The organism is Actinomadura terrae (assembly GCF_022751215.1).
Classification (GTDB): Bacteria; Actinomycetota; Actinomycetes; order Streptosporangiales; family Streptosporangiaceae; genus Spirillospora; species Spirillospora terrae.
The window spans coordinates 225,082-250,479 of record NZ_JAICDG010000004.1; the positions used below are offsets into that span (position 1 = coordinate 225,082).

The window sequence follows — 25,398 nt, forward strand, 5'->3', positions numbered from 1 at the left end:
CCGCCCCAGCCTATCCAGGGGTCACGAGCGCCCGACGACGGATCGCATGAGGAGCCGCAGGTTCGCGGGGCGCTCGGCGAGGCGCCGCATGAAGTAGGCGTACCACTCGCGCCCGTACGCGACGTACACGCGGACGGCCGCGCCCTGCCCGGCCAGGCGCCGCTGCTCCTGCGGGCGGACCCCGTAGAGCATCTGGTACTCGAACGTGTCGGCGTCCCGCGCGTGCAGGACGGCCAGCGCCTGGGCGATGTCGATCAGGCGGGGGTCGTGCGTGGCGAGCATCGGGTAGCCCTTGCCCGCCATGAGCACCTTCATACAGCGGACGAAGGACTTGTCGATGTCCTCCTTGCCGGTGAAGGCGATCGGCTCGGGTGCGGCGTAGGCGCCCTTGCACAACCTCACCCGCGACCCCTCGTAGGCGAGCTCCGCGCAGTGCTCCTCGGCCCGCCGCAGATACGCCTGGACGACCGCGCCCGTGTCGGGGAAGTCGCGCCGCAGCTCCTGGACGACGCGGAGCGTGGAGTCGACGGTGGTGTGGTCCTCCATGTCGAGCGTGACCGTCGTCCCGGCGGACCGGGCGGCGGTGCTGACGCGGCGCGCGTTGTCGAGCGCGAGCGCCTCGTCCACGGTCTGGCCGATCGCCGACAGCTTCAGCGAGACCTCGGCGCGGGGGCCGAGCGGCGCCCCGTCCAGCCGCGCGTCACCGAGCCGCCGGAGCAGCTCGACGTAGTGCCGGACGTTCGCCTCGGCGCGCTCGCGGTCGGTCGTGTGCTCGCCGAGGACGTCGAGCGTGACCAGCAGCCCCTCGGCGGTGAGCTGCTCGGTGACGCGCGCCGCGTCCTCGATCGTCTCGCCCGCGATGAACCGCCGGACCACCTCACCGGTGAACGGCGCGGTCTCCACGACCCGGCGCGCGCCGCCGCTGCGGGACGCGGCCAGCAAAGCCTGCCGAAGCACTGACGAACCCCCTGTCGCTCGTCACCAGGGTAAACCCGGGATCTCAGGACACGGTGCCGAGGTTGTTGCCGCCGCCGTGCTGCCGCACGTATTCGGGCATCTCCGCGGTCTTCACGGCGTCGAACAGCGCCTTCGACTTCGCCGCGTCCAGCAGGACCACGCTCTGCTTGCCGCGCATGCCGGTGCCCCGGAACGGCGTCGTCATGAACGTCACATCGGACGCGCGCAGGTGGCGCAGGCTCAGCGCGAGCGAGCGCAGCTTGCCGCCGGACACGCTCTCGTCCACGCTGATCGACTTGGTGAACGCCGACAGGAACCGGTCGAGCTTCAGCGGGTTGGTCAGCGTGCCGCCCGCCGCCGCCTGCTTGGCGAGCGCGCTGAGGAACGCCTGCTGCCGCCGGATCCGGTCGAAGTCGCCGTTCGGCAGGTTGTAGCGCTGCCGGACGAACAGCAGCGCCTTCTCGCCGTCGAGCTTCTGCCGTCCGGCCTGCCAGTTCACCTTGCGGGCCGGGTCGTACACGCTCTGCTTGATGTCGACGGTGACGCCGCCGAGCGCGTCGGTCATCGACTTGAACCCCTCGAAGTCGATGGCGCCGTAGTGGTCGATGCGGACCCCGGTCAGGTTCTCCATCGTCTTGATCAGCAGCCTCGGCCCGCCGAACGAGAACGCGGCGTTGATCTTCTGGTTGCCGTAGCCGGGGATCTCCACCCACGAGTCGCGGGGGAACGAGACGACGTAGGCCTTGCTGCGGTCGGCCGGCAGGTGCAGCATCATGATCGTGTCGGTGCGCTGCTGGCCGGGCTTCCACACGTTGCCGCCGTCGCCGGTCGTGGCGGCCTCGGCGCGCGAGTCCGACCCGACGAGCAGCCAGTTCTCGGTTCCGGCGACGTTCGGGCCCGGCCGCCGGGCGCCGTCCTCGGGCAGCGCGTCCTTGATCCGGCCGATGTTGCCGTTGTAGGACGACTGGCGCTGCCAGACCAGCCCGCCGAGCCCCGCGACGACCAGCGCGAAGAACACCCCGACCGCGATCAGGACGCGCGGCCAGCGGCGCTTGCGCGGCTTGCGATGACCCGGGGAACCCCCGTCCGGACCGTCGGGCCCGTCGCCGAGACCCGGCAGACCCCCGATCCCGGACGGCGCCGCCGGAGCCGTGACGCCGGGACCCCCGTGCGGCGGCACGGGCGCGTCGGGTGGCCGGGGCGCGGAGGGGCCGGGGAGGTCTGACGGGGTCATGGCGCCGGAGATTACCAGCCGATGCGTGCTGGAAGACCCGGGTCGGGGCAGGGTGTCCGGATCAGGCAGCGCCCCGGGGATCAGGCAGCGCTCAGGCCGTGCGGCGGCGGAGCGTGGCCGCGCCGAGCACGAGCGCGACGATCGTGAACCCGGCGATGACCGCGATGTCCACGGCGAGGTCCCCGGTGAAGTCGGGATGCGCGCTGATCTCCCGCATGCCCTCCACCGCGTACGTCAGCGGCAGGACGTCGGAGATCCCCTCCAGCCAGGACGCCATGTCGCCGCGCGGGACGATCAGCCCGCACAGCAGCAGCTGCGGCAGCACGAACGCGGGCATGAACTGGACGGCCTGGAACTCCGTCCGCGCGAACGCGCTCGCGAACAGCCCGAGCGCCATGCCGAGCAGCGCGTCCAGCACCGCGACGACGACGAGCGAGGTCAGCGACCCGGCCAGGTCCAGGCCGAGCCAGGTCAGCGAGATCAGCAGCACGACGCCGACCTGGACGAGCGTGACGAGCCCGAACGCCAGCGCGTACCCGAGCAGCAGGTCGAGCTTGCCGGTGGGCATGGTCATCAGCCGCTCCAGCGTCCCGCCCGTCCGCTCGCGCAGCGTCGCGACGCTGGTCACGATGAACATGATCAGGAACGGGAACAGGCCGAGCAGCAGCGGGCCGATCCGGTCGAACAGCGCGGGCTGGTCGAACACGTACCGCAGCAGGATCATCAGCAGGCTCGGCACGCCGACGAGCATGGCGAGCGTGCGGTGGTCGTTCTTCAGCTGGGCGAGGATGCGGCGCGTCGTCGCCAGCGTGATCGACAGGCTCATCGAGGGCTCCCCGCGCGTTCGGTGATCAGGTGGAGGAAGGCGCCCTCCAGGTCGTCCGCGCCCGTCCTCTCCCGAAGGGCGCGGGGCGTGCCGTCCGCGAGGATCTGGCCCTCGCGCATCAGCAGGAGCCGGTCGGTGCGTCCGGCCTCGTCCATCACGTGGCTGGACACGACCAGCGTCGTGCCGCGGTCGGCCAGCTCGCGGAACAGCTCCCACAGCTCCTCCCGCAGGACGGGGTCGAGGCCGACGGTCGGCTCGTCCAGCACGAGCAGCTCCGGCTCGCCGAGCAGCGCGACCGCGAGGTTGGCCCGGTTGAGCTGCCCGCCCGACAGCGTCGCCACGACCTGGTCGCGGCTGCGGCCGAGCCCGACCTCGTCGATCACCCGGGCCACGTCGCTACGCGGCGCGCCGAGCACGGACGCGAAGTACCGCAGGTTCTCGGCGACGCTGAGGTCCGCGTAGACGGCGGGCGACTGCGTCGCGTACCCGACGCGGCGCCGCAGGCCGCGCGAGCCTGCGGGGTCGCCGAGCACGGTCACGGTCCCGCTCTTGACGATCTGCACGCCGACCAGCGCCCGGATCAGCGTCGTCTTCCCGCAGCCGCTCGGCCCGAGCAGCCCGAGCACCGAGCCGCGCGGGACGTCGAACGTCAGCCCGTGCAGCACCTCCCGGCCGCCGCGGACGACCCGCAGGTCCCGCACGTCGACCGCCGGACTAGAACTCATCATGTGTTGAATTTAAGCCGCGGCGAGGGCCCGGGTCAAGACATGCGGGGACGGCGGAGGACGTGACCACGGCGGCCAGGACGGCGAGGCCGGGCCGAGGCATGGGGGGGACGACGGGCGGGTGATGTTCCCGTCCGTCCCGGAAAAGAGGGGTCAGCCGAGGTAGCGCTGGAGCGTGGGGGCGACGAGGGCGATCAGCTCGTCCTCGGGCGCGGAGGCGATCGGCTCGACCCGCACGACATAGCGGACGATCATCAGCCCGATCAGCTGGCCCGCCGCGGCCTGGGCGTTCAGCAGTGGCACGTCGGTCGCCTCGCCGACGCGTCCGAACATCGCGGAGGTGACGAACTCGCGCAGCAGCGCGGCGGCGCGCTCGTTGGTCATCGCCGAGCGGAGCATGGCCAGCAGCGGCGCGCGGCGCTCGGGATCGCTCCAGACCTCCAGGAAGACGCGGACCATCGTCTCGCCGAGCCGGTCGCGGGGCGCGGCGAGGATGCGCGGCAGCAGGACGGCCGGGTCCACCGGGAAGCGCATGGCCTCGATGAACACGCCCTCCTTGTTGCCGAAGAAATGGTGCACGAGCGCCGGATCGACGTCGGCGGCGCGCGCGATGGCGCGCAGCGACGCGCCGTCGTAGCCCTTCTCGGCGAACAGCTCGCGGGCCTCGGCGAGGATCGTCTCGCGCGTCTCGCTGCGCCCGGGCCGGCGGCCTGGCCCCCGCGAGGGCCTGGTCGCCTCGGTCACCGCGTTCCCCGCGTTCCCCGCAGGGTGACCTCGCCGCGCGAGCTGACCTGCCAGGTGCGGTCGGCGGCCGCGAGGTGCAGGCGGGCGAAGGCCAGCGCCTCGGCGAGGTCCTCCATCCGCTCGGGACGGCCCGCCGCGCGCCGCGTGTTGACCTCCAGCACGACATGCCCCCGGAACCCGCCCTCGGCGAGGTTCTCCAGCATCGGCCCGCAGGGCTGGGCGCCCCGCCCCGGGACGAGGTGCTCGTCCTTGTTGGTGACGCCCATGCCGTCGGCCAGGTGGAGGTGGCGGAGCCGGTCGCCGAGGCTCGCGGCCATGTCCAGGGCGTCCGAACCCGACACCGCCGTGTGGGACATGTCGAGCGTCACGTGCGGGTAGTCCTGGTCGACCGGGTTCCAGTCGGGGAGGTACATCCCGGCCTCGGCGCCGCGCGCCTTCAGCGGGAACATGTTCTCGACCGCGAACAGGACGTCCGTCTCGTCCTGCATGCGGGCGAGGCCCTCGACGAACTCCTTCGCATAGTCGCGCTGCCAGCGGAACGGCGGGTGGACGACGACGACCTCCGCGCCCAATTCCTCCGCGACCTCCTTGGAGCGCACGAGCTTGCCCCAGGGCTCGCGTCCCCAGACCCGCTGGGTGAGCAGCAGGCACGGCGCGTGGATCGACCGGATCGGGACCTGGTGGTAGTCGGAGAGGCGGCGCAGGACGTTGAGGTCCTGCGAGGACGCGTCGGTGGAGACCATCACCTCGACACCGTCGTACCCGAGCAGGGCGGCGATCTCGAAGGCGCTCGGGACCTTCTCCGGATAGACCGACGCCGTCGACAGCGTGATCGGCGCGTCCGGCACGCGCAGGGCCGGTGCGAACGCGCCGTTGTACTCCGCGGTCAAGGCTCCCTCGCCAGGAATCTTCGCCAATGTTTCGTACCGAAAGCCTATGCGCACTGGGCGCCGATCCGACCCTCGCCCAGAGTGATCCTCGTTGCCCTCGCTATCACTCTCCAGTGCCACATGCGTGCGGCGGGGCTACGCTCTGCTGGCGTGGCCGAGATTGCTCCGGGGGCGGTGCCGAGCCCGAACATCTGGAACTCCCCGCGCGTGTACGAGGTGGAGAACCGCGCGGTCGACCCGGACGGGGTGCTGGAGGCGGCGATGCGCGCCGTCCGTCCGTGGCGGGACTCGACCGTGCTGGACCTCGGCTGCGGAACCGGCTTCCACCTGCCCTTCTTCGCCCGCGAGGCGAGCCAGGTGATCGGGGTCGAACCGCATGCGGGGCTCGCCGCGATGGCACGGCGGCGCGTGCGGGACCTGCCGAACGTGACCGTCCGCGTGGGCGCGGCGCAGGCACTCCCCCTGCCGGACGCGTCGGTGGACGTCGTCCATGTCCGCTGGGCCTACTTTTTCGGGCCTGGATGCGAGCCCGGCCTGGCGGAACTGGACCGGGTCGTCCGGCGCGGCGGCGCGATCATGATCATCGACAACGACGCGACGCGCTCGACGTTCGGCGGCTGGTTCCGGCGCGGCCTGCCGAAGTACGACCCCGGCGCGGTGGAGCGTTTCTGGACGCGGCGCGGCTACCAGCGGGAACCCCTCATGATCCGCTGGTCGTTCCAGAGCCGGAGCGACCTGGCGGACGTGCTGCGCATCGAGTTCCCGCCCAAGCTCGCCGACGCCTTCCTACGCGAGCACGAGGGCCTCGACGTGGACTACGCAGTAAACCTGTGGTGGCGCCGCCCGTAACCCCGCGGCGGCATATGTGAACCTGTGGAGCGCCGCCCGCGAAGCTGTGGTGGCGGCACCCGTGATCCTGCGGCGGCAGCGCCCCCGATCCTTTGGGCGCTCCCGTGACCCTGCGGCGGCGCCCGCGAACCCGTGGTGGCGGCGCCCGCGAACCCGTGGTGGCGGCGCCCGTGAACACCTGGTGGCGGCACCCGCGAACCCGTGGTGGCGGCGCCCGTGAACACCTGGTGGCGGCGCTCGCGAACCCGTGGGGGCGGCGCCCGTCAATGGTGACTGGTCGGTCATGCCTCGGCTCTACTAGACTTCCCGTACAACAACAGCCCTTCGCAGGCGGTGCCGCCTTCGTCTCGGCCGGCGTCCGCGACCCCAGGATGGGAGGAACCGGCCATGGGCCGTGCCGCCAGGACGAGCCGAACCCTGCTGGCCGCCGGAGTGATCGGCGCCGCGGGCGCGGGCGCCGGGCTCGCCGCCCAGCGCCGCGCCCTGCGCCGCTTCCAGCTGCGCCCCGACCCCTTCGCGGGCGAGCCGTTCGGCTCGCTGCGCGGGCGGCCCGTCCCCGTCCGCGCGGACGACGGGACCCGCCTGTACGCCGAGATCGACGGCGCCGACCGCACCGACCTCGCCGTCGTCTTCACCCACGGCTGGACCCTCACCCAGGACTCCTGGCACTTCCAGCGCAAGGCCCTGCGCGGCCACGGCCGCCTCGTGTTCTGGGACCACCGCGGCCACGGCCGCTCGTCCGGCGGCGCCCGCGACGGGTACACCGTCCACCGCCTCGCCCGCGACCTCGCCGCCGTCATCGAGGCCACCGTCCCCGCCGGGACGCCGGTCGTCCTCGTCGGCCACTCGATGGGCGGCATGACGATCATGCGCTACGCGGACGAGCACCCGGAGCTGATCGGCGACCGCATCGTCGCCGCCGCGCTGGTGTGCACCTCCTCCGGCGGGCTCGGCGAGGTCACGCTCGGCATGCCCGCCCTGCTCGCGCGCGCGTCGCAGCGCGTCCTGCCCGGCGCGCTGCGCGCCGCGGGCGCCGGGTCCGCGGTGATCGACCGCGTCCGCCACCTCGGCCGGGACGGCTCCGTCCTGCTCAAGGACAAGGTCGCCTTCGGCCCCGACGCGGGCCCCGCCGCCGTCGCGTTCGCCGACCAGATGATGAGCGACACCCGCACCGACGCCTACCTCGACTACTTCCGCTCCATGATCACCACCCATGTGATCAGCGACTGCGCCGCCCTCGACGGCATCGACACCCTGGTCATCGGCGCCGAGCACGACCGTCTCACACCGGTCGGACACAGCCACAAGATCGCCGGCTGCATCCCGTCCGCGCGACTGGAGATCATCCGGGCCGCGGGCCACATGGCCATGCTGGAACGCCCCGACACCGTCTCCACGCACCTCGCCGAGTTGATCGCGAGAGCCCGCGCGAATGTCGGTGGCGGGCTCTAGGCTCCGGCCTATGGCGAAGGCGAAGACGGCGGCCAAGGCGGCCTACCGGTGTTCCGACTGCGGCTGGCAGACGTCCAAGTGGGTCGGGCGCTGCGGCGAGTGCCAGACGTGGGGGACGGTCACCGAGGCCGCGTCGGCGACGCCCGCGCGGGTCGTGAGCGCGGGCCCGGTCAGCGCGCCCGCCCGTCCGATCGGGCAGGTCGACGTCCGCTCCGCCAAGACCAAGCCGACCGGGCTGGACGAGCTCGACCGCGTCCTCGGCGGCGGCATCGTGCCCGGCGCCGTCCTGCTGCTCGCGGGCGAACCGGGCATCGGCAAGTCGACGCTGCTGCTGGAGGTCGCGGCGCTCGCCTCCGGGACGAACACGACCGAGACCTCCCCCGTCCTGTACGTGACGGGCGAGGAGTCGGCGGAGCAGGTGCGGCTGCGCGCCGACCGGGTCGGCGCGATCACCGACCACCTCTACCTCGCGGCGGAGACGGAGCTGTCGGCCGTCCTCGGGCACGTCGAGGCCGTCCAGCCGACGCTGCTCGTCGTCGACTCCATCCAGACCATCGGAACCTCCGAGGTCGACGGCGCGCCCGGCGGCGTCACGCAGATCCGCGAGGTCGCCGCCAACCTCATCCGGGTCGCCAAGGAGCGCGGCATCACGGTCGTGCTCGTCGGCCACGTCACCAAGGAGGGCGCGATCGCCGGGCCGCGCCTGCTGGAGCACCTCGTCGACGTCGTGCTCTACTTCGAGGGCGACCGGCACTCCCGGCTCCGCATGATCCGCGCCGTGAAGAACCGCTACGGCCCCACCGACGAACTCGGCTGCTTCGACCTCTCGGAGGTCGGCATCGTCGGCCTGCCCGACCCGAGCGGGCTGTTCCTCACCCGCCGCGACGAACCCGTCCCCGGCACCTGCGTCACCGTCACGCTGGAGGGCCGCCGCCCGCTCGTCGCCGAGGTGCAGTCGCTCGTCGCCAAGTCGCACCTGCCCTCGCCGCGCCGCGCGACCTCGGGCCTCGACACCTCGCGCGTCGCGATGGTCCTCGCCGTCCTCGCGCAGCGCTGCAAGATCTCGATGCACGAGCAGGACGTCTACGTCTCCACCGTCGGCGGCGTCCGGCTCACCGAGACCTCCGTCGACCTCGCGCTCGCGCTCGCCGTCGCCGGGTCCACGGTCGAGCAGTCGCTGTCCAACACCCTGATCGCGCTCGGCGAGGTCGGGCTCGCGGGCGAGGCGCGGATCGTCCCGGGCGTCCAGCGGCGGCTCGCCGAGGCCGCCCGGCTCGGCTTCAAGTACGCCGTCGTCCCGCGCGGCTCCCTCGAACTGGCCGACGGCTCCCCGCTCAAACGCGCCGATCCGCAGCTGTCCAGCTACGAGGGGATGAAGGTGATGGAGGTCGACAGCATCCAGCAAGCACTTCAGGTCGCCTTTACGGCGCCCTGAGCCGGGTAGCGCCAGAGTATTACTGCACGCAACAGGTGGTTGCGACCAGGGGAGGAACCAGCAGAGCGCCCTCCTCGGTAAACTGACGCCGTCCAGCGACCTCCGGGGGCCAGGTGCCAGCACACGACAAGGGTCATGACGAACGACGCCGCGCCACACTCGCCGCGGTTGCCCCGGGCACCCAGATCCGGGACGGACTGGAACGCATCCTCCGGGGCCACACCGGCGGGTTGATCGTGCTCGGCTACGACAAGACGGTCGAGGAGCTGTGCTCGGGGGGCTTCGAACTCGACGTCGAGTTCTCCGCCACCCGCCTGCGCGAGCTCGCGAAGATGGACGGCGCCATCGTCCTCGACGGCAACCACGGCCGGATCGTGCGCGCCGCCGTCCACCTCGTACCGGACTCCACCATCCCCACCGAGGAGTCGGGGACCCGCCACCGCACCGCGGAGCGCGTCGCCCGCCAGACCAGCTTCCCGGTCATCTCGGTCAGCCAGTCGATGCACATCATCGCGTTGTACCTCGACGGCATCCGCTACGTCCTGGAGGACTCCGCCGCGATCCTCTCCAAGGCCAACCAGGCCCTCGCCACGCTCGAGCGCTACAAGCTCCGGCTGGACGAGGTGTCGGGCACCCTCTCGGCCCTGGAGATCGAGGATCTCGTCACCGTCCGCGACGTCAGCGCAGTCGTCCAGCGGCTGGAGATGGTGCGCCGCATCGCCGACGAGATCGAGGGCTACGTCGTCGAGCTCGGCACCGACGGACGCCTCCTGTCCCTCCAGCTCGACGAGCTGGTCTCCGGCGTCGACGTCGACCGCGAGCTGATCGTCCGCGACTACCCCTCCGCCGACACCCGCGCCCGCGGCGTGACCGCGATCCTGTCCGCGCTGGACGTCCTGTCGGCCAACGAGCTGCTCGACCTGTCCACGGTCGCCGAGGTCATGGGCTTCGCCGGCCCGGACGCGCTCGACCTGCCCGTCAGCCCCAAGGGCTTCCGCCTGCTCGCCAAGGTCCCGCGCCTGCCGAGCATGGTCGTCGAACGCCTCGTCGAGCACTTCGGCGGACTCCAGAAACTCCTCGCCGCCAGCATCGACGACCTCCAGGCCGTCGGCGGCGTCGGCGAATCCCGCGCCCGCAGCGTCCGCGAGGGCCTGTCCCGCCTGGCCGAATCCTCCATCCTCGAACGCTACGTCTAACCCCGCCCACCCCACCCGCCCCGCAACGCTTCCGCGAACACCCATCCGGCGGCCCCGACAAGTCGACACCCCCCGCGACCCCCGGGCGAAAGCGTGTCCGAACTCGGACGAGCCCCCGGGGCCCGCCATGCGCGAACCGCACCCTTCCGTGAACGTCCGCCCTGCACCCCTGGCAACACCGACGCCCTAGGCGGCTCTCGGTCCGGAGCGGGTCGAATCGCGCCGCTCCCGTGAACACCAAGTCCCGCGCCTCCTAGCGAAACCGACGCCCCAGGCCAGACCCCGGCGGAAGCGGCTCGACCTCTGACGAGCCTCCCAAGGCCGCCCGCGCGCCACACTCGCTTTCCCATGAACGCCCGTCCCCTGGCCCCTGGCGAAACCAACGCCCTTGGGCAGATCCCGGGCGGTAGCGGTTCGCCTTCGACGAGCCCCCCGAAAAGCCCCCGCGCGAACCGCCCCGCTGCCGCGAACACTTGCCTGCCCTCCTGGCAAAAGCCGATACCCCAGGGGACCCGGCGGGAGAAGGACGACCTCGGACGAGCCTCCCCAAGGCCGCCCGCGCGCCACACCTCGCTTACCCGCGAACGCTCGTTCTACAGCTTCCTGGCAAGTCAACGCCCCTTGGCCAGATCCCCGTGCTGGAGCGCGCCGACGTCGGACAAACCTCCCGCAACTGCCCTCACGAACCGCGAGGCTTCCGCGAACAGCGCCCTGCGGCCCCTGGCAAAACCGACGCTCCTGGGCGGTGTCCTGGACGGGAGCGGTTCGGCCTCTGGCGAGCCTCCCGAAGGCTGCCTGCGCGAACCTGTGGCGCTTCCCCTGGACGCCCGTCATGCGCGTCCTGGGTAGATCCCGGGGGCGGAGCGGGTCGGCCTCGGACGTTTCCCTCGGGCGCCGGGTCAGCGGAGGTGGAAGATTTGCTTCTCGGCGCCCTTCAGCGCGGCGGTGTAGGTGCCTGGACGGACGCGGGCGCCCGCGCAGCCGCGCCGCCGGTCCCAGCCGATGGTGTCGACGTAGGGGATGCCGCGACGCAACGTCCGGCGGGCCTTGTCGCCGCCCGCCCGGCAGTGGGCGGACGACCAGATGCGGTCATCGCCCGACGCGACGCGGACGTCGAGCGACCCCGCGTCCCACGTGCACTCGTTCTCGCCCGCGTTGACAACGGAGACACGGAAGCGCGGCGCGTCCCGTCCGGCATAGGTGTCGCGGGCCGTGGTCAGGCTGACGACCAGGTTCTTTCCAGCGCAGGGGGCACCGTCCGCGACGGGCTCGGCGCGCGGGACGACGGTCCGCGTGACGGTGACGGTCGGCATCGCGGTCGGGGGCGGACCGTTCCGGGTGGCGTTCGTGTGCCCACCTGGCTCGCCCTCCCCGCCCGTGCACGCCCACGCCAGGACGCCGACCGCTGCGAGGGCACCGGCGAGGGCCACGATCCGGCGCCGCCAGTACCGGTCGAGCCTGAAATCACGTCCGGTATCCGCCCCCATACGATCAGTATGCATTCGCGGAACCGGTGCGAGGCCGCGACCCGCCGCGTGCCACAATGGCGATCCGCCATGAACTCCACCTACCTCGACCCGATCCTCGGCTGGTACGAGGCGAACGCCCGTGACCTGCCGTGGCGCGCCGCCGACGCCACCCCGTGGGGCGTGCTGGTCAGCGAGATCATGCTCCAGCAGACGCCGGTCGCGCGCGTCCTGCCCGTCTGGCACGAGTGGATGGCGCGCTGGCCCACACCGCCCGATCTGGCCGCCGAACCGTCCGGCGAGGCGGTCCGCGCGTGGGGACGGCTCGGCTACCCGCGCCGCGCGCTGCGCCTGCACGAGAGCGCCCGCGCGATCACCGAGCGGCACGGCGGCGCGGTACCGTCCGTCCACGAGGATCTGCTGGCACTGCCCGGCATCGGCTCCTACACGGCTGCCGCCGTGGCCAGTTTCGCCTTCCGGCAGCGCCATGCTGTGCTGGACACCAACGTCCGGCGCGTCCTCGCCCGGCTGCTCGGCGGCGTGGAGTACCCGCCGAAGGCGCAGACCAAGGCCGAGGTGCGGCTCGCCGAGTCGCTGCTGCCGCTCGACCCGCCGACCGCCGCGCGCTGGGCCGTCGCCGTCATGGAACTCGGCGCGCTGGTCTGCACCGCGCGGGCGCCCCGCTGCGTCGACTGCCCGGTCATCGCGTCCTGCGCCTGGCAGCGCGAGGGCCGCCCCGCCTACGACGGCCCACCGCGCCGCGGCCAGACCTACGCGGGCACCGACCGGCAGTGCCGGGGGCGGCTCCTCGCCGTCCTGCGCGACGCCGAGGGCCCGGTCGAGAAGCCCGCGCTCGACGCCGTCTGGTCCGACGCCGTCCAACGCGAACGCGCGCTGGACACCCTGGTCGCGGACGGCCTGGTGGACCCCCTCCACGACGGCCGCTACGCCCTACCCGCTCACTGAAGAGTCCCGGCTTTGGTCGTTGTTCATTGAGGTCCCAGCTCAAGCCTTCGCCTAGCGGCTCGTGCCTCGGCGGGCGGCCCGCGTGACCGCCGAGGTTGCTGGCGGGATGTCCTAGCCGCCACGCGGACCCTCCAAGGAATGCCCGGCAGGTGGGAGCCGCCACCTGCGTCCACCCACCAAGCCGAGGCGTGGCGCGCACAACCGACCCCCACCAGCGGAAGCTCAGCGCGGGTTCGACGGGTGCCAGACGATACACACGCCGCCTAGCGCATGTTTCGAAGTCGCCTAAAGGGTCGCGCGGGCACGCAGCTCACCGGTGGGGGCGGGACTTGATGGACACCGTCCGGCAGACACCCGCCAGGTGGTGGCCTGGCGGGCGTCTCACTCCGTGCTTGCTCAGTGGCGGTGCTTCTCGTAGGCGTCGATCAGACGGCCGAGCTTTGCGAACTTCTCGGTGTAGGAGAACGGGTAGATACCGGGCGGGGTGGCGGGACGTCCGGCGTCCACGTACTGCGTGCCCAGGTTGGAGAACACGACGACGACGTAGGAGCGACCGCCCTTGCCTGGCAGGGCCCGGACGATGCCCGCGTCCGCGGCGGTGTTGTTCACCCAGCCGGTCTTGTGCGCGAACGAGACCTCGGCCTTCTCATTGCACGGACGGACGTCCCGGCCGAACTTGTTGCCGTCGACGGTCACCGTCCCGTCCGCGCCGATCCAGCGGGAGGGCACGGCGTTCGGGATGCCGGGCGCCGGGTAGTCGCCGCCGCACCAGTTCGCGGACGACAGCATGTCGTTGAAGCCCTGCTGCACCAGTTCGTCCTTGAAGAACTTGCGGGACTCCGCGCTCAGGACCGCGCTGGTCACCGGCTTGCCGTTGGGCGCCGTCCACACCCGTCCGGGGGCGCCGTTGACGAGGGTCAGCAGCTTGGCCGTGTCCAGCGAGCTCATCGTGATCGAGTTGGACCAGCGCCCGCCGTTGACCGGGTTCGTGCCCTTGAGCTGGAGCGTCTCCAGGCCGAGGTCCTGGAACGTCTGGTTCAGCGGGTCGATGGCCTGGTGGTCGTGCAGCATCTTGATCAGCGCGCAGGACGCGCCGTTGGAGGAGTAGGTGAGCGAGGCGTCCATGTACTGCCGGATGGTCTTCCTGCTCGCACCCCCGCACAGGGAGCTGATCTGCGCGGGCTCGTAGGAGTAGGTGTCGTCCAGCTTGATCGTGCCCTGGTCGGCCAGCCGCAGCACGCCGAAGTTGACCATCAGTTTCAGCACTGACGCCGGGTAGTCGAGCATGTGGTCGATGGGCGCGTTCTCCCTGCCCGGAACCACGTCGATCGTGCCCTGGCCCTTGTTCTTGTACCAGCCGGCGTCGTCCCACTGCCGCCAGCGGACGCTCGTGGTGGAGAGGTTCCGGTCGACCGGAACCACGACGCCGTTCTTGTAGAGCGGGCTCATCAACACCGTGCCGGACGAGACGGGCCGCCCCCGCCGGTCCAGTTCGATGACGGTCGCGTCCAGCTGCGGCTGCTGGACGATCGGCTGCGGCGCGGCGGCGGTGGACACCCGAGCCCGCGGATCGCGGTCCTTGTCCACCGGGTTCTGCTGGACGCGCGCCTGCGCCGAGCTGGGCGGCGCCGTGTCCAGCACCTCCTGGAACTTCAGATCGTCCATGGCCTGCCGCAAATGCCGCCCGACCTTGCTCGTCCCCCGCACGTCAGCCGAAGCCTGCCCGGTGGCGCTCCCCAGCAGCGCCGCCGCGGTCACGATCCCCATGGCGCCGTACGCCCATGTACGCCTCAATGGACCTCCCCCTCCTGCGGACCAAGACAAGATCATCATAGGAAGGGGCCGGACGTCCGCGCAGGGGATGCCAGTAGTTCACGGTATTCCGATCCCGGCCGCGCGTGCCCGAAGCTCGGACCGGACCAGTTCCAGCAGCCGTCCCGACCAGTTCCGTCCCCGCGCCGCCCAATGGTCGGAATCCATGCCGCTGTAGCTGATCGGGGCGTCGCCCGTCCCGATCAGGATCTCGGCGAGTTCGGGATGCTGGGCGAACTTCGCGCGTTGCAGGCCCGCCATGACGGCCGTCCGCGCGTCCGGCCAGCTCTCGACCCGCGCCGACTCCGCCGCCAGTTTCCGCGCTTCGTGCGGAGTCTCGGCCTCCCGAATCCGCTCCCGCGCCCCGGCATCGGCCGTGGAAAGCGCCCAATACGCGTGCGACACGGACGGATAGACGACTCCCCCGACCTCGATCGGCGCCGGGTACTCGTCCTGCAACACGTCGAGACCCGCCTTTTCGGGAGGCCCTTGAGGGGACACCCGTTTACCCAGGTGAACCGTCCCCGCGACCGGATTCTCGGGGTCATCCGCAGGCCGCCTATTCGCGAACTCCGTGCGGACACGGTCACGCTCCGCGAAATACCGCAGCGCATCCTCCCGCATGGATTCGGTGACGACCTCGTCGTCCTGGAACCAGCCCCCTATCGGGGGTTCCCCGATATCGGTGGCCAGGACGACCAGCGGCCAGTCCTTCCGGTCCATGTCGCCGAGCGCGTAGTGGCGCTTGTGCTCTGGAATCGCGAGATACGCCTCCCGCAACGCGCGCCGGTCGCCCTCCTCCCGCGTCTCCAGGTAACGGTCGAGCCTGGTCAGGCACCGCTTGGCCGAGTCCGGACGATCGTTGAGCCGCTCGATATCGTCGGCGACCTCGCCCAGCAGCATCTCGGACGTGAGCCAGAAATTCGCGTCGGCGGCCTTCCACCGCCCCAACTCGAACGCGCTGACCTCGGCGCCTTCCGGCACCTCCAGGACGACCCACCCGCTGTCGAGTTTGCGGCGCAGCCCGTCCATATCGACCCACTCCCAACAGTGGATCGCGCCGTCCGCGTAGATCTGGAGGCTCGTCAGGTGGTACGAGACATTGTGAATGAAGACCGGGCGCGTCACGCCCTCGATGCGCCGCCCGTCCGCGACGCGGTAGATCCGGTCCATGCCCCCGCCAACTCATAGGTGTCGCCGAAGCATGGCGCCCCGCCCGAGGCCAGGTCAACGGGCATAAACCAACGCCCCCCAATCACACGGGCCGAATACGGTGCATAACGCGATCTGCTCGCCCCCGGCTCCGTTCTGGCGAGGGCTTGCTTGGTTAGGGGCCTGTTAGCTGGATCGGGTGAGAGGCGCGGATTTCTCGGAGGAAGGGGTCGTTGTCGTCCTGCCACTGCGCGACCGTGCGGACGACGGGGTGGACGGGGAGGCCGAGCCTCGCCGCTGCTTGCTGGGCGGCGTCGAAGGCCACCTCTGGGCCGATGTCGCCGATCACCAGCACCTCGACGTCGCCCGGCGGGTCGCCCTGGACGTCCTCGTAGCGCCTGGCCCAGGCGCCGAACAGGTGGAGTTCGCGGACGGCGGGGAGCCGTCCGAACACGTCCGCCACAACCGTCGCGGGGCCGAAGGTCAGCATGATCAGCTGGGCGAGCGGCTCGTAGAGCGGGCTGGTCGTGTCGCGGACCACCACCCGGCCCGCGAGGGTGCGGCGGAGGGTGACGACGCCAGCGTGCGCCAGCGATTCGACTTCGCGCATCACCGAGCCCAGGTCGCTGCGGAGCATCACCGCGAGGTCGAGCATGGTGGTCTCCCGCTCCGGGCCCAGCAGTATGCGGGCGAGCAGTTCGCCCTGGAATCGGGACCGAAATATCGGCGGTTGGGGCGGCAGGGGCGCCCGAAGCTCTCGCAGGAAGGCATCCGGGACGCGCCGCTTCCGCCGCCGCCGGAATTCAGCCGCCGAACCAACCAGATTCGATCGCATGTTCGAATAGTACGGTTCCCCTCCGACATTCGGCCGGAGACGCGGCCCCGCGTCCTCAACGGGCCTCAGGGGCGCGCAGGCGCGCGTGCCCCCTCTCGGAGGTTCAACGACCTCAGGGGCGATTCTGGAGCGCCCTGGCTTCATCTGTGGGGCGTGCGCGGCTTCGCCTCCTGGTCGTGGTCGCCGAGCACCCCACCCGCAAAGAAATTTGGGAGGCGGTGTCGGATCGGGGGCGTGCTGTTCGTAGCCGGGTTGAGAGGCTCCACACAAGCGCTGTCACGACCACAGGAGATGCCGACGATGTCGCACCCGCTGGCCAAGATCCACCGTATGTCCGAGCTCGTCGAGCCGATCGGAACCGTGACGTTCTCCGAGATGCCGAACGAGGCGTTCATGGCCCTGGGCATGCGCAACTACTGGGACGGCTACTTCGCGGGTCGGGCCGCACCGCTGGGGCTGGCGTCGGCCGAGGTGGTACACGCGGTCTTCTACAACTTCGCCGACGGCGAGGTGGCACGCCACATCCCCTGGGTCTGGGGGAAGACCACCCCGCAGGAGGCGATCGCCGTGCGCGAGCACGGCAGCGCCGCCGCGTTGCGGCAGATGATCGGGAAGCTGGCCGACTCCCCCGGCCTGGTGCGGGCCGCCGACCTGGCCACCCGGGCGGGAACCAGCGCGCCGACCGAGGGCCGGGTCCTGTACGCCGGGCTCCGGGCGCTCGAGGTGCCCGAGGAACCGGTGGCCAGGCTCTGGCACGCGGCGACGCTGCTGCGGGAGCACCGCGGGGACGGCCACAACGCCGCCCTCGTCGCCCACGGCATCGGCGGCACCGAAGCCCACGTCCTCATGGCCCTGTCCCTCGGGATGAAGGCGGAGCGGTTCGGCCGGATCCACCACCTGCCCAAGGCGCGGCTCGCCGCCGTCGTCGACGGCCTGCGCGACCGCGGCCTCGTGGACGCCGACGGCGGGTTCACCGACGCCGGCCGGGAGACCAAGGAGCGGATCGAGGCCCTCACCGACGAGCTGGCGGCGGCACCGTACGACGTGCTCGGCACGGACGAACTCGACGAGCTGATCGCACGGCTCGAACCGATCGCCGCCGCCCTGCAAGCCCACAACGACTGAGCGGGGCGTTCGAGCCTCGGCGCGCATACCTGAGCGCGCCCGTCCGTCCGTAGCCCGGACAACGCGCGAAGGGCCCGCGCCGCGTGAGCGGAGCGGGCCCTTCGGCGGGCGGTCAGTCCTTGTTGAAGTTGACCGCGCCCTCGATCGGGGGCGGGCTGTCGGGAACCGTGGACGGCTTCGGGACGCCCTTGAACGTGAACTTGGCTTCCTCGCCGGAGCCCTCGACGCCGACGATGACGATCTGCCCGGCCTTGAGCTCGTTGTAGAGGATCTTCTCGGACAGGTTGTCCTCGATCTCGCGCTGGATCGTGCGGCGCAGCGGACGGGCGCCGAGCACGGGGTCATAGCCCCGCTCGGCCAGCAGGTCCTTGGCCTCCTGGCGCAGCTCGATCCCCATGTCGCGGTCGCGGAGCCGCTCGTCCACCCGGGCGATCATCAGGTCGACGATCTGGATGATCTCCTTCGGGGTGAGCTGGTGGAAGACGACCGTGTCGTCGACGCGGTTGAGGAACTCGGGACGGAAGTGCTGCTTGAGCTCCTCGCCGACCTTGGCCTTCATCCGCTCGTAGGAGCCCTGCTCGTCGTTCGCGCGAGCGAAGCCCATCGAGACGCCCTTGGAGATGTCCTTGGACCCCAGGTTCGTCGTCATGATGATGACGGTGTTCTTGAAGTCCACGACGCGGCCCTGGGCGTCGGTGAGGCGGCCGTCCTCCAGGATCTGCAACAGGCTGTTGAAGATGTCCTGGTGGGCCTTCTCGATCTCGTCGAACAGCACGACCGAGAACGGCTTGCGGCGGACCTTCTCGGTGAGCTGGCCGCCCTCCTCGTACCCGACGTAGCCGGGCGGGGAGCCGAACAGCCGCGAGACGGTGTGCTTCTCCATGAACTCGGACATGTCGAGCTGGATCAGCGCGTCCTCGTCGCCGAACAGGAACTCGGCGAGCGTCTTGGACAGCTCGGTCTTACCGACGCCGGACGGGCCGGCGAAGATGAACGAGCCGCCGGGACGCTTGGGGTCCTTCAGGCCCGCGCGGGTGCGGCGGATCGACTGGGAGAGCGCCTTGATGGCGTCCTCCTGGCCGATGACCCGCTTGTGGAGCTCGTCCTCCATGCGCAGCAGGCGGGTCTGCTCCTCCTCGGTCAGCTTGAAGACCGGGATGCCGGTGGCGGTGGCGAGGACCTCGGCGATCAGCTCGTCGGTGACCTCGGCGACGACGTCCATGTCGCCGGCCTTCCACTCCTTCTCCCGCTGGGCCTTCTGGCCGAGGAGCTGCTTCTCGGAGTCGCGGAGCGCGGCGGCCTTCTCGAAGTCCTGCGCGTCGATCGCGGACTCCTTCTCGCGCCGGACGTCGGCGATCTTCTCGTCGTACTCGCGCAGGTCCGGCGGCGCGGTCATCCGGCGGATGCGCATGCGGGAGCCGGCCTCGTCGATGAGGTCGATCGCCTTGTCGGGCAGGAACCGGTCGCTGATGTAGCGGTCGGCGAGCTGGGCGGCCGCGACCAGGGCGCTGTCGGTGATCGACACGCGGTGGTGCGCCTCGTAGCGGTCCCGCAGGCCCTTGAGGATCTCGATCGTGTGCGACAGCGACGGCTCGGCGACCTGGATGGGCTGGAAGCGGCGCTCGAGCGCGGCGTCCTTCTCCAGGTGCTTGCGGTACTCGTCCAGAGTGGTGGCGCCGATCGTCTGAAGCTCGCCGCGCGCCAGCATGGGCTTCAGGATGGACGCGGCGTCGATGGCGCCCTCGGCGGCGCCCGCGCCGACGAGCGTGTGCAGCTCGTCGATGAACAGGATGATGTCGCCGCGGGTGCGGATCTCCTTCAGGACCTTCTTCAGGCGCTCCTCGAAGTCACCGCGGTACCGGGAGCCGGCGACCAGCGCGCCGAGGTCGAGGGTGTAGAGCTGCTTGTCCTTGAGCGTCTCGGGGACCTCGCCCTTGACGATCTTCTGCGCGAGGCCCTCGACGACGGCGGTCTTGCCGACGCCGGGCTCGCCCACCAGGACGGGGTTGTTCTTGGTGCGGCGGGACAGCACCTGCATGACCCGCTCGATCTCCTTGTCCCGGCCGATGACCGGGTCGAGCTTGCCCTCCCGCGCGGCCTGCGTCAGGTTGCGGCCGAACTGGTCGAGCACAAGGGAGGTGGAGGGCGCGGACTCCGAAGGACCGCCGGAGGCGGCCGGCTCCTTGCCCTGGTAGCCGTGCAGCAACTGGATGACCTGCTGGCGCACCCGGTTGAGGTCGGCGCCGAGCTTCACAAGGACCTGGGCGGCGACGCCCTCGCCCTCACGGATCAGCCCCAGCAGAATGTGCTCGGTGCCGATGTAGTTGTGGCCGAGCTGCAGCGCCTCGCGCAGGGACAGCTCAAGGACCTTCTTGGCGCGCGGAGTGAACGGGATGTGGCCCGACGGCGCCTGCTGGCCCTGACCAATGATCTCCTCGACCTGCTGGCGCACCGCCTCAAGGCTGATCCCCAGGCTCTCCAATGCCTTGGCAGCGACACCCTCGCCCTCGTGGATCAGACCAAGGAGGATGTGCTCGGTGCCGATGTAGTTGTGGTTGAGCATCCTGGCCTCTTCCTGAGCCAGGACGACAACCCGCCGCGCGCGGTCGGTGAACCTCTCGAACATCTCGTCGCTCCTCACAGAGCGGTTGGGCAGAGTCCGGAACGTCCGGAACTGTCCTTCCGCATGCTAGCCCGCCCCGAGAAGGCCGCCCGGTGCACTCCCACCAGGAGACGTTCCCCAGCTAAGCGCTGTTCAGTCTCATCCAACTACCGTATCGGTGCGTCATGTTCCCGCTACGCCCCAAGCGAACGAGGGGTTTCCGCAGGTCGGCCAAGGCACGTCCGAGGGTCGCCGAATGGGGCGGTCTCGCCCCGCGCGCCCCGGTCTACCTCACCCCGGTCGCGACAAACCCGCCGGACGCTACGCCACAAGCGAACGGCAACCCGGGCGCCGGCGGCCGCCATCACGCGACCGCACAGACAAACGGCGTCTTTGTATGTGTAACGCCCCCGCCCGACGAAGGCATCCCGCCACGACGGACATCTCCCGTGTGATCAGCCGCCGCGAGCACCGATGCCACATGATCAATTCCGGGACGGATGTTCCGCTGTTCCGTGCGCGAGATGGGCGACCGCAGAACAACGGCGGACGGCGGCCGCGCGGCTCCGGATGACAGCGCACGAACAAACAACGCGCCCTGCCCGGACGGCCAACAGCGGCCCGGGCGGCGCGAGAGCTCGCCGCTCTAGAGACAGCGAAGCGCTAGAGGCGAGGCCGCGCTAGACAGCGCTGCGTTAGAGAGAGGGCGTTGCGCTTGAGGCGGCGCGGGGCCCACGACTAACAACGCGGCCGTACAAGGCTTCGGCACCGCCCAACGATCAAGGGCGGGCGGCGGCGCCTGACTGGCCATGGACAAACAACATCCTGGCCGCCCGGCGACAGATGATCGGCGGCCGGGGCGCAGAACAAGCCGCGCACAAGAAGCGGTGCCGTCTCGGCGGTGCATGACAACAGCGCGTCCGCGCGAGAAGTCGGGTTCGTCCGACGACCGATGACCGACGGCCGGCCCATGACAAGGGCTCGCTCTCACGAGAAGCTAACGGCCCGTCTCACGAAGAGAGACGGGCCGTTGGCGGACGAGCGGATCAGTTGGCCGCCTCGTACTGTTCGATCACCGTGGCCGGGATCCTGCCGCGCTCATTGACCTTGATGCCATTGTTCTTGGCCCAGGCGCGGATCTCGGCGCTGCGCTCTCGGCTGGACGCGCCGCGCTGGCGGCGCCGGCGGGTACCCGTGCCCGCCTTGCGCGACTTCTCCACGAACGGGTGCAGGGAATCCCGCAGCTTCTTTGCGTTGGAGCCACTCAAGTCGATCTCGTAGGAGGCGCCGTCGATCGAGAACGCTACGGTCTCGTCCGCCTCGCCACCGTCGAGGTCGTCGACGAGAAGCACCTGAACCTTCTGTGCCATGGGGACAGACCTTTCGGCTGGAGCAAACTTGCATTCGGTTGACAAAGATATACCGAGAACTCCGCCGATGACAATTCAACGTCGTGATGAAGCGCCCGCCCGGCGGTAACGTTGAGTAATCGGAACCGCCGAATCCGCCATGACCGCCCACGACGCCGGGCATGACGGCTCCGCGCCGCGGCAATTGTCCGGGTGGACCTGCCCGCGACGGGGATTTCGGCGTGACCGGCGTCACTGCCCACCCGTCCTGACCTGGGCCGCCGATCGCGGATTGGACAGGGTTTCGGGGTGTCCAGGCTTTCCGGGACAGCGCCGTCCGACGGAAAAGAGCCCGCTCGGACCTTAACAGGCCAGGCCTGCCGACCCGGCCCGAACCTATAACCCCGACGTAACGGACTTACCGCACCGCAGGGGAATACGCGGCCTGCCCGAGGCCCCTGTCCACGGGGGGTTCCACCCCGCTCACCGGCCCATGTCGCTGGATAACGGCGAGTGCGGCGCCGGCGAAATCTCTTGCCATGACATCGTGACGGGAAGTCACGATCCGCTATCCCCGCGCAACGTCGCGCGGACAGTCGATCCCGATATCAGCGGATAAGCGGCACAATCCCACCTCCTGCCCTGCTTCTTCAACCCCCTCGCGGAACCTGGACCAGACCAGACCAGTCCGCCCGGCGCGATCCACCGGCTACGCGGCCCGAAAGGCTCGTTCCAAGCGAGACGTCGTCCCATGCACGGTTAGTCCTTCGCCCTATGAAGCCTGGCCGTCACCGGCGCGTGAAGCGCGCCACAAAGCGGAGGGGGCATCCGGGACAGGACACATCCGTCCCGATTCGGGGCCGTAACCGGAACGAGTGTCACATTCCCCCCGAGAGCACCGATTCCCACCCACCTGCGGGTCTCCTTAGGACGCACCCGGGCACGCTTGTGCGCCGGAGCGGGAACGACGACCACGGCGAACCGAAAGCCGTGCCTGGACGCTCCCTAACGTCCACCCGCGGGACGCGCTAACGCCCACCTGCGGCCTCGCGAGTGGATCTGTGAACGGACCTCGTCCGACCCAACCGCCGTAGGCCCCGCGCCGCTATCGAGAGCTCCTAACCTGATCCTAAAGTGAACGGGCCCTCCCATATGTGCCCGGTATACAGAACGCGCATACGGCTCTATCGGAAGCACCACGTTGAACTGTCCACCGGAACGTTCCTTTGAGACCTGGCGGCCACCCTGCCGCCGGCCACGGCCGAGCATGGACCGGAGAAACGCGCATCTCGGCGGTGACGCCGGAAAGCCCGCCTGCGCGGCTGAGGAGCCGCTTGAGAACCGGTGGAGCCTCCCGGGCGCCCTGCATGGCACTCAGGGCCTTACGGACGCCTACGCGGCCGTCAGCAACGGCCTGACAGCGCGCGACATGATGACGTGAAGTACCCGACCGAAAGGGCGTCCGCGCCCCGGAGACCGTCTACTCGGGAGTGGACGTGCGGGGGCGTTTGCGAACCTGGGTGTCCAGGAGCCGGTCGTGGCCCGCCTGGCGGCCGTTGCCCTCGAAGAGCAGCCCCGCGTTCACCACCCAGAAGACTCCGGCGAGCAGGCCGAGCACCGGCACCGGCCGGACGGCGACGGGCAGCGCGTACAACGCCGCGCGGGCCAGGGAGCGCAGGACCCCCAACCGGGCGGGACGCGGCCCGGTGGCGGGGACGACCTCGATGCCGGCGAAGCGCTTGCCCAGCGTCCGGCCCCAGACGGCCAGCTGGACGGCGTCGTAGACGAGCAGGCAGCCCGCGACGGCGGGCGGCGCCACCACGTCCACCCGGCTCCCGGAGACCAGCTCGCGGACGACGATGATGACGGGCAGGCCGACGATGAGCGTGTCGACGATGCGGGCGAGCAGCCGCTGTCCGGGCTCCGCGAGCCCCTCCGCTCCGGCGGCCCCTTCAGCGAACTCGGCGGGCTCGGCGGCCTCACCGGACCGGTCCGGCTCCATGGGCCCTCCGGCGGGCTCCTCGGCGCTCCCAGCGGCCCTATCCGGCTCGGCCGGCTCGGCGGGCGCATCAGGCTCGGCGAGCCCGGTCGTCTCCGCGGGATCGGTGGGGTCGCTGGGGTCGGCGAGCGGTTCGTCCGGATGGCGCGATGCCGTCATCGAGACACTACTCCGCGTAGTCGTAGTCGTCCACTCGCTCGTCGATGACGATCGTCCCCGCGAAACGGTCGTGCAGGGCCTGGTGCAGCGGTTGGTCCCAGATCGCCCACAGGTGGGCCATCAGCGCACCCGCCCAGACGAGGAGCATGCCGTAGGCAGCGTAGTTCCAGACCATCACCGCGAGCACGAGGAAGAAGAACACGCCCAGCTGGTAGGCGACGTGAGTGATGGCGGCGCGCCACACCGCCTGCGTGGTCGTGATGGCGTTTCCAGCGGGACGCACCTGGACGACGCCCAGCCCGAGTACGCGCTTGCCCAGCGTCCTCCCCCAGACGGACAACTGGACGGCCTCGTAGATGAACGGCAGAACCGACAGAACGCAGAACAGGGTGAAGATGATGGGCCAGTTCCAGATGCCGCCGTCGTCCTCCGCCTTGCTTCCTGGCTTGCCCAGGCCGAATGCGCCCACCGTGATCGGAAGGACGAGCGCGAAACCGAAGACCGCGACGAGCGCGTTGTCGAGCACGCGCGCACCGGCGCGCCGGTGGATGGGCGCCAGGGGCAGATCGGCGGCGTTCCCTTCATAGTGATCGCCGCCCGCGTGGTGGCCATAGCCCGACTCATAGGCCGGTTCATAGGTACGCGGCTGCTCATAGGACGGCGCCTCATGGGACGGCTGCCATTGTTGCTGCTGCGGCGGGGACTGCGGTTGCTGCTGCGGCGACTGCCGGGGCGGGGGTTGTTGAGGTTGCTGCCACTGCGGCTGGCCCTGGTAGGGGGGCGGGGGTCCGTACGAGCCCTGCCCCTGCTGCGGGTGGTACGGCCGCCCGCGGTCGGGGGTGTTACTCATTGCGGTCAGTCCTCCAGGCGAAGCAGCATTCGGGTGTTGCCCAACGTATTCGGCTTGACCCGGTCGAGGTCGAGGAACTCTGCCACGCCCTCGTCGTAAGAGCGGAGAAGTTCCTCATACACCTCCGGCGCCACCGGGGTCCCGAGGATCTGCTCGAAGCCGTGGCGGACGAAGAACTCCACTTCAAAGGTAAGGCAGAACACCCTCCGCACGCCGAGTTCCCGGGCCGTTTCCAGGAGCCGGTCGACGATCCGGTGCCCGATGCCCCGGCCGGTCAGCCCCGTGTCCACCGCGACGGAGCGGACCTCGGCCAGGTCCTCCCACATCACGTGCAGCGCCCCGCAGCCGATGACCCGCCCGTCGCCGTCCTGCGCGACCCAGAACTCCTGGACGTCCTCGTACAGCTTCACCGTGGACTTTTCGAGCAGGCGTCGCCCCGATGCCGCGTACAGGTGGACCAGCCTGCGGATCTCCTGAACGTCGGCGGTACGGGCACGCCTGATCTCGACTTCCACAAACAGGCGAGATTATCGAACGGCGGTCAGCGCGCAGGACACCGCCCTCCCCCGTCCGAGATGATGGACGGCGAGGCCGCCGACGTCCGCGCTCTATAACTAGCCAACAAGAACTAGTCCGCGCACGGAAAGTGAGTCAAAGCACACTATCCGCAGCGCGAGCGGCCACCGAACTGTCATGGCGACCTGCGAATTCGCATGTTCTGGTTGGCATCCAATGCCGGGTCCGTTAGTGTCCTGCGCTGACGTCGGCCAACCGC

The 25,398-nt window shown here is 70.5% G+C and carries 21 protein-coding genes; 6 read left to right on the plus strand and 15 right to left on the minus strand.

Annotated features, from left to right (window positions below):
- Positions 1-21 precede the first annotated feature (21 nt).
- From K2F47_RS25705 to K2F47_RS25730, 6 genes are all read right to left on the minus strand, one after another.
- Entirely contained in the window at positions 22-957 is a 936-nt protein-coding gene (locus tag K2F47_RS25705) for a proline dehydrogenase family protein (RefSeq protein WP_242907827.1), read from the minus strand.
- Positions 958-1,000: 43 nt separating this feature from the next.
- Positions 1,001-2,191: an LCP family protein gene (locus K2F47_RS25710; RefSeq protein ID WP_242907829.1), complete on the minus strand. Its 1,191-nt coding sequence runs from the start codon at positions 2,189-2,191 to the stop codon at positions 1,001-1,003.
- A gap of 91 nt (positions 2,192-2,282) precedes the next feature.
- Positions 2,283-3,017 carry an ABC transporter permease gene (locus K2F47_RS25715; RefSeq protein ID WP_242907831.1) on the minus strand — a complete coding sequence of 245 codons (735 nt, stop codon included), beginning with the start codon at positions 3,015-3,017 and terminating at the stop codon, positions 2,283-2,285.
- The gene (locus K2F47_RS25720; protein ID WP_242907833.1) at positions 3,014-3,745 is read right to left on the minus strand and encodes an ABC transporter ATP-binding protein; all 732 of its coding nucleotides are present in this window, start codon (positions 3,743-3,745) and stop codon (positions 3,014-3,016) included. The genes K2F47_RS25715 and K2F47_RS25720 overlap by 4 nt, the downstream gene beginning before the upstream one ends.
- A 150-nt stretch (positions 3,746-3,895) precedes the next feature.
- A complete protein-coding gene (locus K2F47_RS25725) occupies positions 3,896-4,486 on the minus strand; it encodes a TetR/AcrR family transcriptional regulator (protein ID WP_242907835.1) in 591 nt (196 codons plus the stop codon).
- The gene (locus tag K2F47_RS25730) at positions 4,483-5,376 is read right to left on the minus strand and encodes a sugar phosphate isomerase/epimerase family protein (RefSeq protein WP_242907837.1); all 894 of its coding nucleotides are present in this window, start codon (positions 5,374-5,376) and stop codon (positions 4,483-4,485) included. Before K2F47_RS25730 ends, K2F47_RS25725 begins: the two co-directional genes overlap by 4 nt.
- Positions 5,377-5,526: 150 nt before the next feature.
- On the opposite strand from K2F47_RS25730, the gene K2F47_RS25735 reads away from it, so the two are divergent.
- The 4 genes from K2F47_RS25735 to disA all read left to right on the plus strand — a co-directional run bounded on the left by K2F47_RS25735 (position 5,527) and on the right by disA (position 10,308).
- Positions 5,527-6,225 (plus strand): class I SAM-dependent methyltransferase, encoded by a 699-nt coding sequence (locus K2F47_RS25735; RefSeq protein WP_242907839.1) that lies wholly within the window; start codon positions 5,527-5,529, stop codon positions 6,223-6,225.
- Between the two features lie 387 nt (positions 6,226-6,612).
- Positions 6,613-7,677 (plus strand): alpha/beta fold hydrolase, encoded by a 1,065-nt coding sequence (locus tag K2F47_RS25740; protein WP_242907841.1) that lies wholly within the window; start codon positions 6,613-6,615, stop codon positions 7,675-7,677.
- Between the two features lie 10 nt (positions 7,678-7,687).
- Complete coding sequence (radA, locus tag K2F47_RS25745; protein ID WP_242907843.1) at positions 7,688-9,112, plus strand: DNA repair protein RadA; 1,425 nt, start codon at positions 7,688-7,690, stop codon at positions 9,110-9,112.
- 113 nt (positions 9,113-9,225) lie between these two features.
- A complete protein-coding gene (gene disA / locus K2F47_RS25750; RefSeq protein ID WP_242907844.1) occupies positions 9,226-10,308 on the plus strand; it encodes a DNA integrity scanning diadenylate cyclase DisA in 1,083 nt (360 codons plus the stop codon).
- Positions 10,309-11,207: 899 nt separating this feature from the next.
- On the opposite strand, the gene K2F47_RS25755 is transcribed toward disA, so the two are convergent.
- On the minus strand, positions 11,208-11,795 hold the full coding sequence (locus K2F47_RS25755) for a hypothetical protein (protein ID WP_242907845.1): 588 nt from the start codon (positions 11,793-11,795) through the stop codon (positions 11,208-11,210).
- Between the two features lie 69 nt (positions 11,796-11,864).
- Here K2F47_RS25755 and K2F47_RS25760 point away from each other — a divergent pair, with 69 nt between their 5' ends.
- Positions 11,865-12,740, plus strand: a complete 876-nt coding sequence (locus K2F47_RS25760) for an HhH-GPD family protein (RefSeq protein WP_242907846.1) — start codon at positions 11,865-11,867, stop codon at positions 12,738-12,740.
- Positions 12,741-13,136: 396 nt separating this feature from the next.
- On the opposite strand, the gene K2F47_RS25765 is transcribed toward K2F47_RS25760, so the two are convergent.
- The 3 genes from K2F47_RS25765 to K2F47_RS25775 all read right to left on the minus strand — a co-directional run bounded on the left by K2F47_RS25765 (position 13,137) and on the right by K2F47_RS25775 (position 16,539).
- The gene (locus K2F47_RS25765) at positions 13,137-14,534 is read right to left on the minus strand and encodes a serine hydrolase (RefSeq protein ID WP_242907848.1); all 1,398 of its coding nucleotides are present in this window, start codon (positions 14,532-14,534) and stop codon (positions 13,137-13,139) included.
- 78 nt (positions 14,535-14,612) lie between these two features.
- Positions 14,613-15,725: an NADAR family protein gene (locus K2F47_RS25770; RefSeq protein ID WP_242907850.1), complete on the minus strand. Its 1,113-nt coding sequence runs from the start codon at positions 15,723-15,725 to the stop codon at positions 14,613-14,615.
- 154 nt (positions 15,726-15,879) lie between these two features.
- Positions 15,880-16,539, minus strand: coding sequence for a hypothetical protein (locus tag K2F47_RS25775; protein ID WP_242907852.1), 660 nt, complete (start codon positions 16,537-16,539; stop codon positions 15,880-15,882).
- A 330-nt stretch (positions 16,540-16,869) separates the two neighbouring features.
- Here K2F47_RS25775 and K2F47_RS25780 point away from each other — a divergent pair, with 330 nt between their 5' ends.
- The gene (locus K2F47_RS25780; protein WP_242907854.1) at positions 16,870-17,664 is read left to right on the plus strand and encodes an SCO6745 family protein; all 795 of its coding nucleotides are present in this window, start codon (positions 16,870-16,872) and stop codon (positions 17,662-17,664) included.
- A gap of 112 nt (positions 17,665-17,776) precedes the next feature.
- Here K2F47_RS25780 and K2F47_RS40875 read toward each other — a convergent pair whose 3' ends face one another.
- From K2F47_RS40875 to K2F47_RS25815, 5 genes are all read right to left on the minus strand, one after another.
- Positions 17,777-20,290 (minus strand): ATP-dependent Clp protease ATP-binding subunit, encoded by a 2,514-nt coding sequence (locus K2F47_RS40875; RefSeq protein WP_272497501.1) that lies wholly within the window; start codon positions 20,288-20,290, stop codon positions 17,777-17,779.
- Positions 20,291-21,312: 1,022 nt separating this feature from the next.
- Positions 21,313-21,636, minus strand: coding sequence for a histone-like nucleoid-structuring protein Lsr2 (locus K2F47_RS25800; protein WP_156214510.1), 324 nt, complete (start codon positions 21,634-21,636; stop codon positions 21,313-21,315).
- A 1,459-nt stretch (positions 21,637-23,095) separates the two neighbouring features.
- On the minus strand, positions 23,096-23,773 hold the full coding sequence (locus K2F47_RS25805) for an RDD family protein (protein ID WP_242907856.1): 678 nt from the start codon (positions 23,771-23,773) through the stop codon (positions 23,096-23,098).
- Positions 23,774-23,780: 7 nt separating this feature from the next.
- The gene (locus tag K2F47_RS25810; RefSeq protein ID WP_242907858.1) at positions 23,781-24,623 is read right to left on the minus strand and encodes an RDD family protein; all 843 of its coding nucleotides are present in this window, start codon (positions 24,621-24,623) and stop codon (positions 23,781-23,783) included.
- A gap of 5 nt (positions 24,624-24,628) precedes the next feature.
- Positions 24,629-25,138, minus strand: coding sequence for an amino-acid N-acetyltransferase (locus tag K2F47_RS25815; RefSeq protein ID WP_372490913.1), 510 nt, complete (start codon positions 25,136-25,138; stop codon positions 24,629-24,631).
- Positions 25,139-25,398 lie beyond the last annotated feature (260 nt).

Coding starts and splice junctions, on each gene's coding strand:
- K2F47_RS25710 (WP_242907829.1), bottom strand. CDS start 2,191: ATGACCCCGTCAGACCTCCCCGGCCCCTCCGCGCCCCGGCCACCCGAC.
- K2F47_RS25715 (WP_242907831.1), bottom strand. CDS start 3,017: ATGAGCCTGTCGATCACGCTGGCGACGACGCGCCGCATCCTCGCCCAG.
- K2F47_RS25720 (WP_242907833.1), bottom strand. CDS start 3,745: ATGATGAGTTCTAGTCCGGCGGTCGACGTGCGGGACCTGCGGGTCGTC.
- K2F47_RS25740 (WP_242907841.1), top strand. CDS start 6,613: ATGGGCCGTGCCGCCAGGACGAGCCGAACCCTGCTGGCCGCCGGAGTG.
- radA (WP_242907843.1), top strand. CDS start 7,688: ATGGCGAAGGCGAAGACGGCGGCCAAGGCGGCCTACCGGTGTTCCGAC.
- K2F47_RS25755 (WP_242907845.1), bottom strand. CDS start 11,795: ATGGGGGCGGATACCGGACGTGATTTCAGGCTCGACCGGTACTGGCGG.
- K2F47_RS25760 (WP_242907846.1), top strand. CDS start 11,865: ATGAACTCCACCTACCTCGACCCGATCCTCGGCTGGTACGAGGCGAAC.
- K2F47_RS25770 (WP_242907850.1), bottom strand. CDS start 15,725: ATGGACCGGATCTACCGCGTCGCGGACGGGCGGCGCATCGAGGGCGTG.
- K2F47_RS25775 (WP_242907852.1), bottom strand. CDS start 16,539: ATGCGATCGAATCTGGTTGGTTCGGCGGCTGAATTCCGGCGGCGGCGG.
- K2F47_RS25780 (WP_242907854.1), top strand. CDS start 16,870: ATGTCCGAGCTCGTCGAGCCGATCGGAACCGTGACGTTCTCCGAGATG.
- K2F47_RS40875 (WP_272497501.1), bottom strand. CDS start 20,290: ATGTTCGAGAGGTTCACCGACCGCGCGCGGCGGGTTGTCGTCCTGGCT.
- K2F47_RS25800 (WP_156214510.1), bottom strand. CDS start 21,636: ATGGCACAGAAGGTTCAGGTGCTTCTCGTCGACGACCTCGACGGTGGC.
- K2F47_RS25805 (WP_242907856.1), bottom strand. CDS start 23,773: ATGACGGCATCGCGCCATCCGGACGAACCGCTCGCCGACCCCAGCGAC.
- K2F47_RS25810 (WP_242907858.1), bottom strand. CDS start 24,623: ATGAGTAACACCCCCGACCGCGGGCGGCCGTACCACCCGCAGCAGGGG.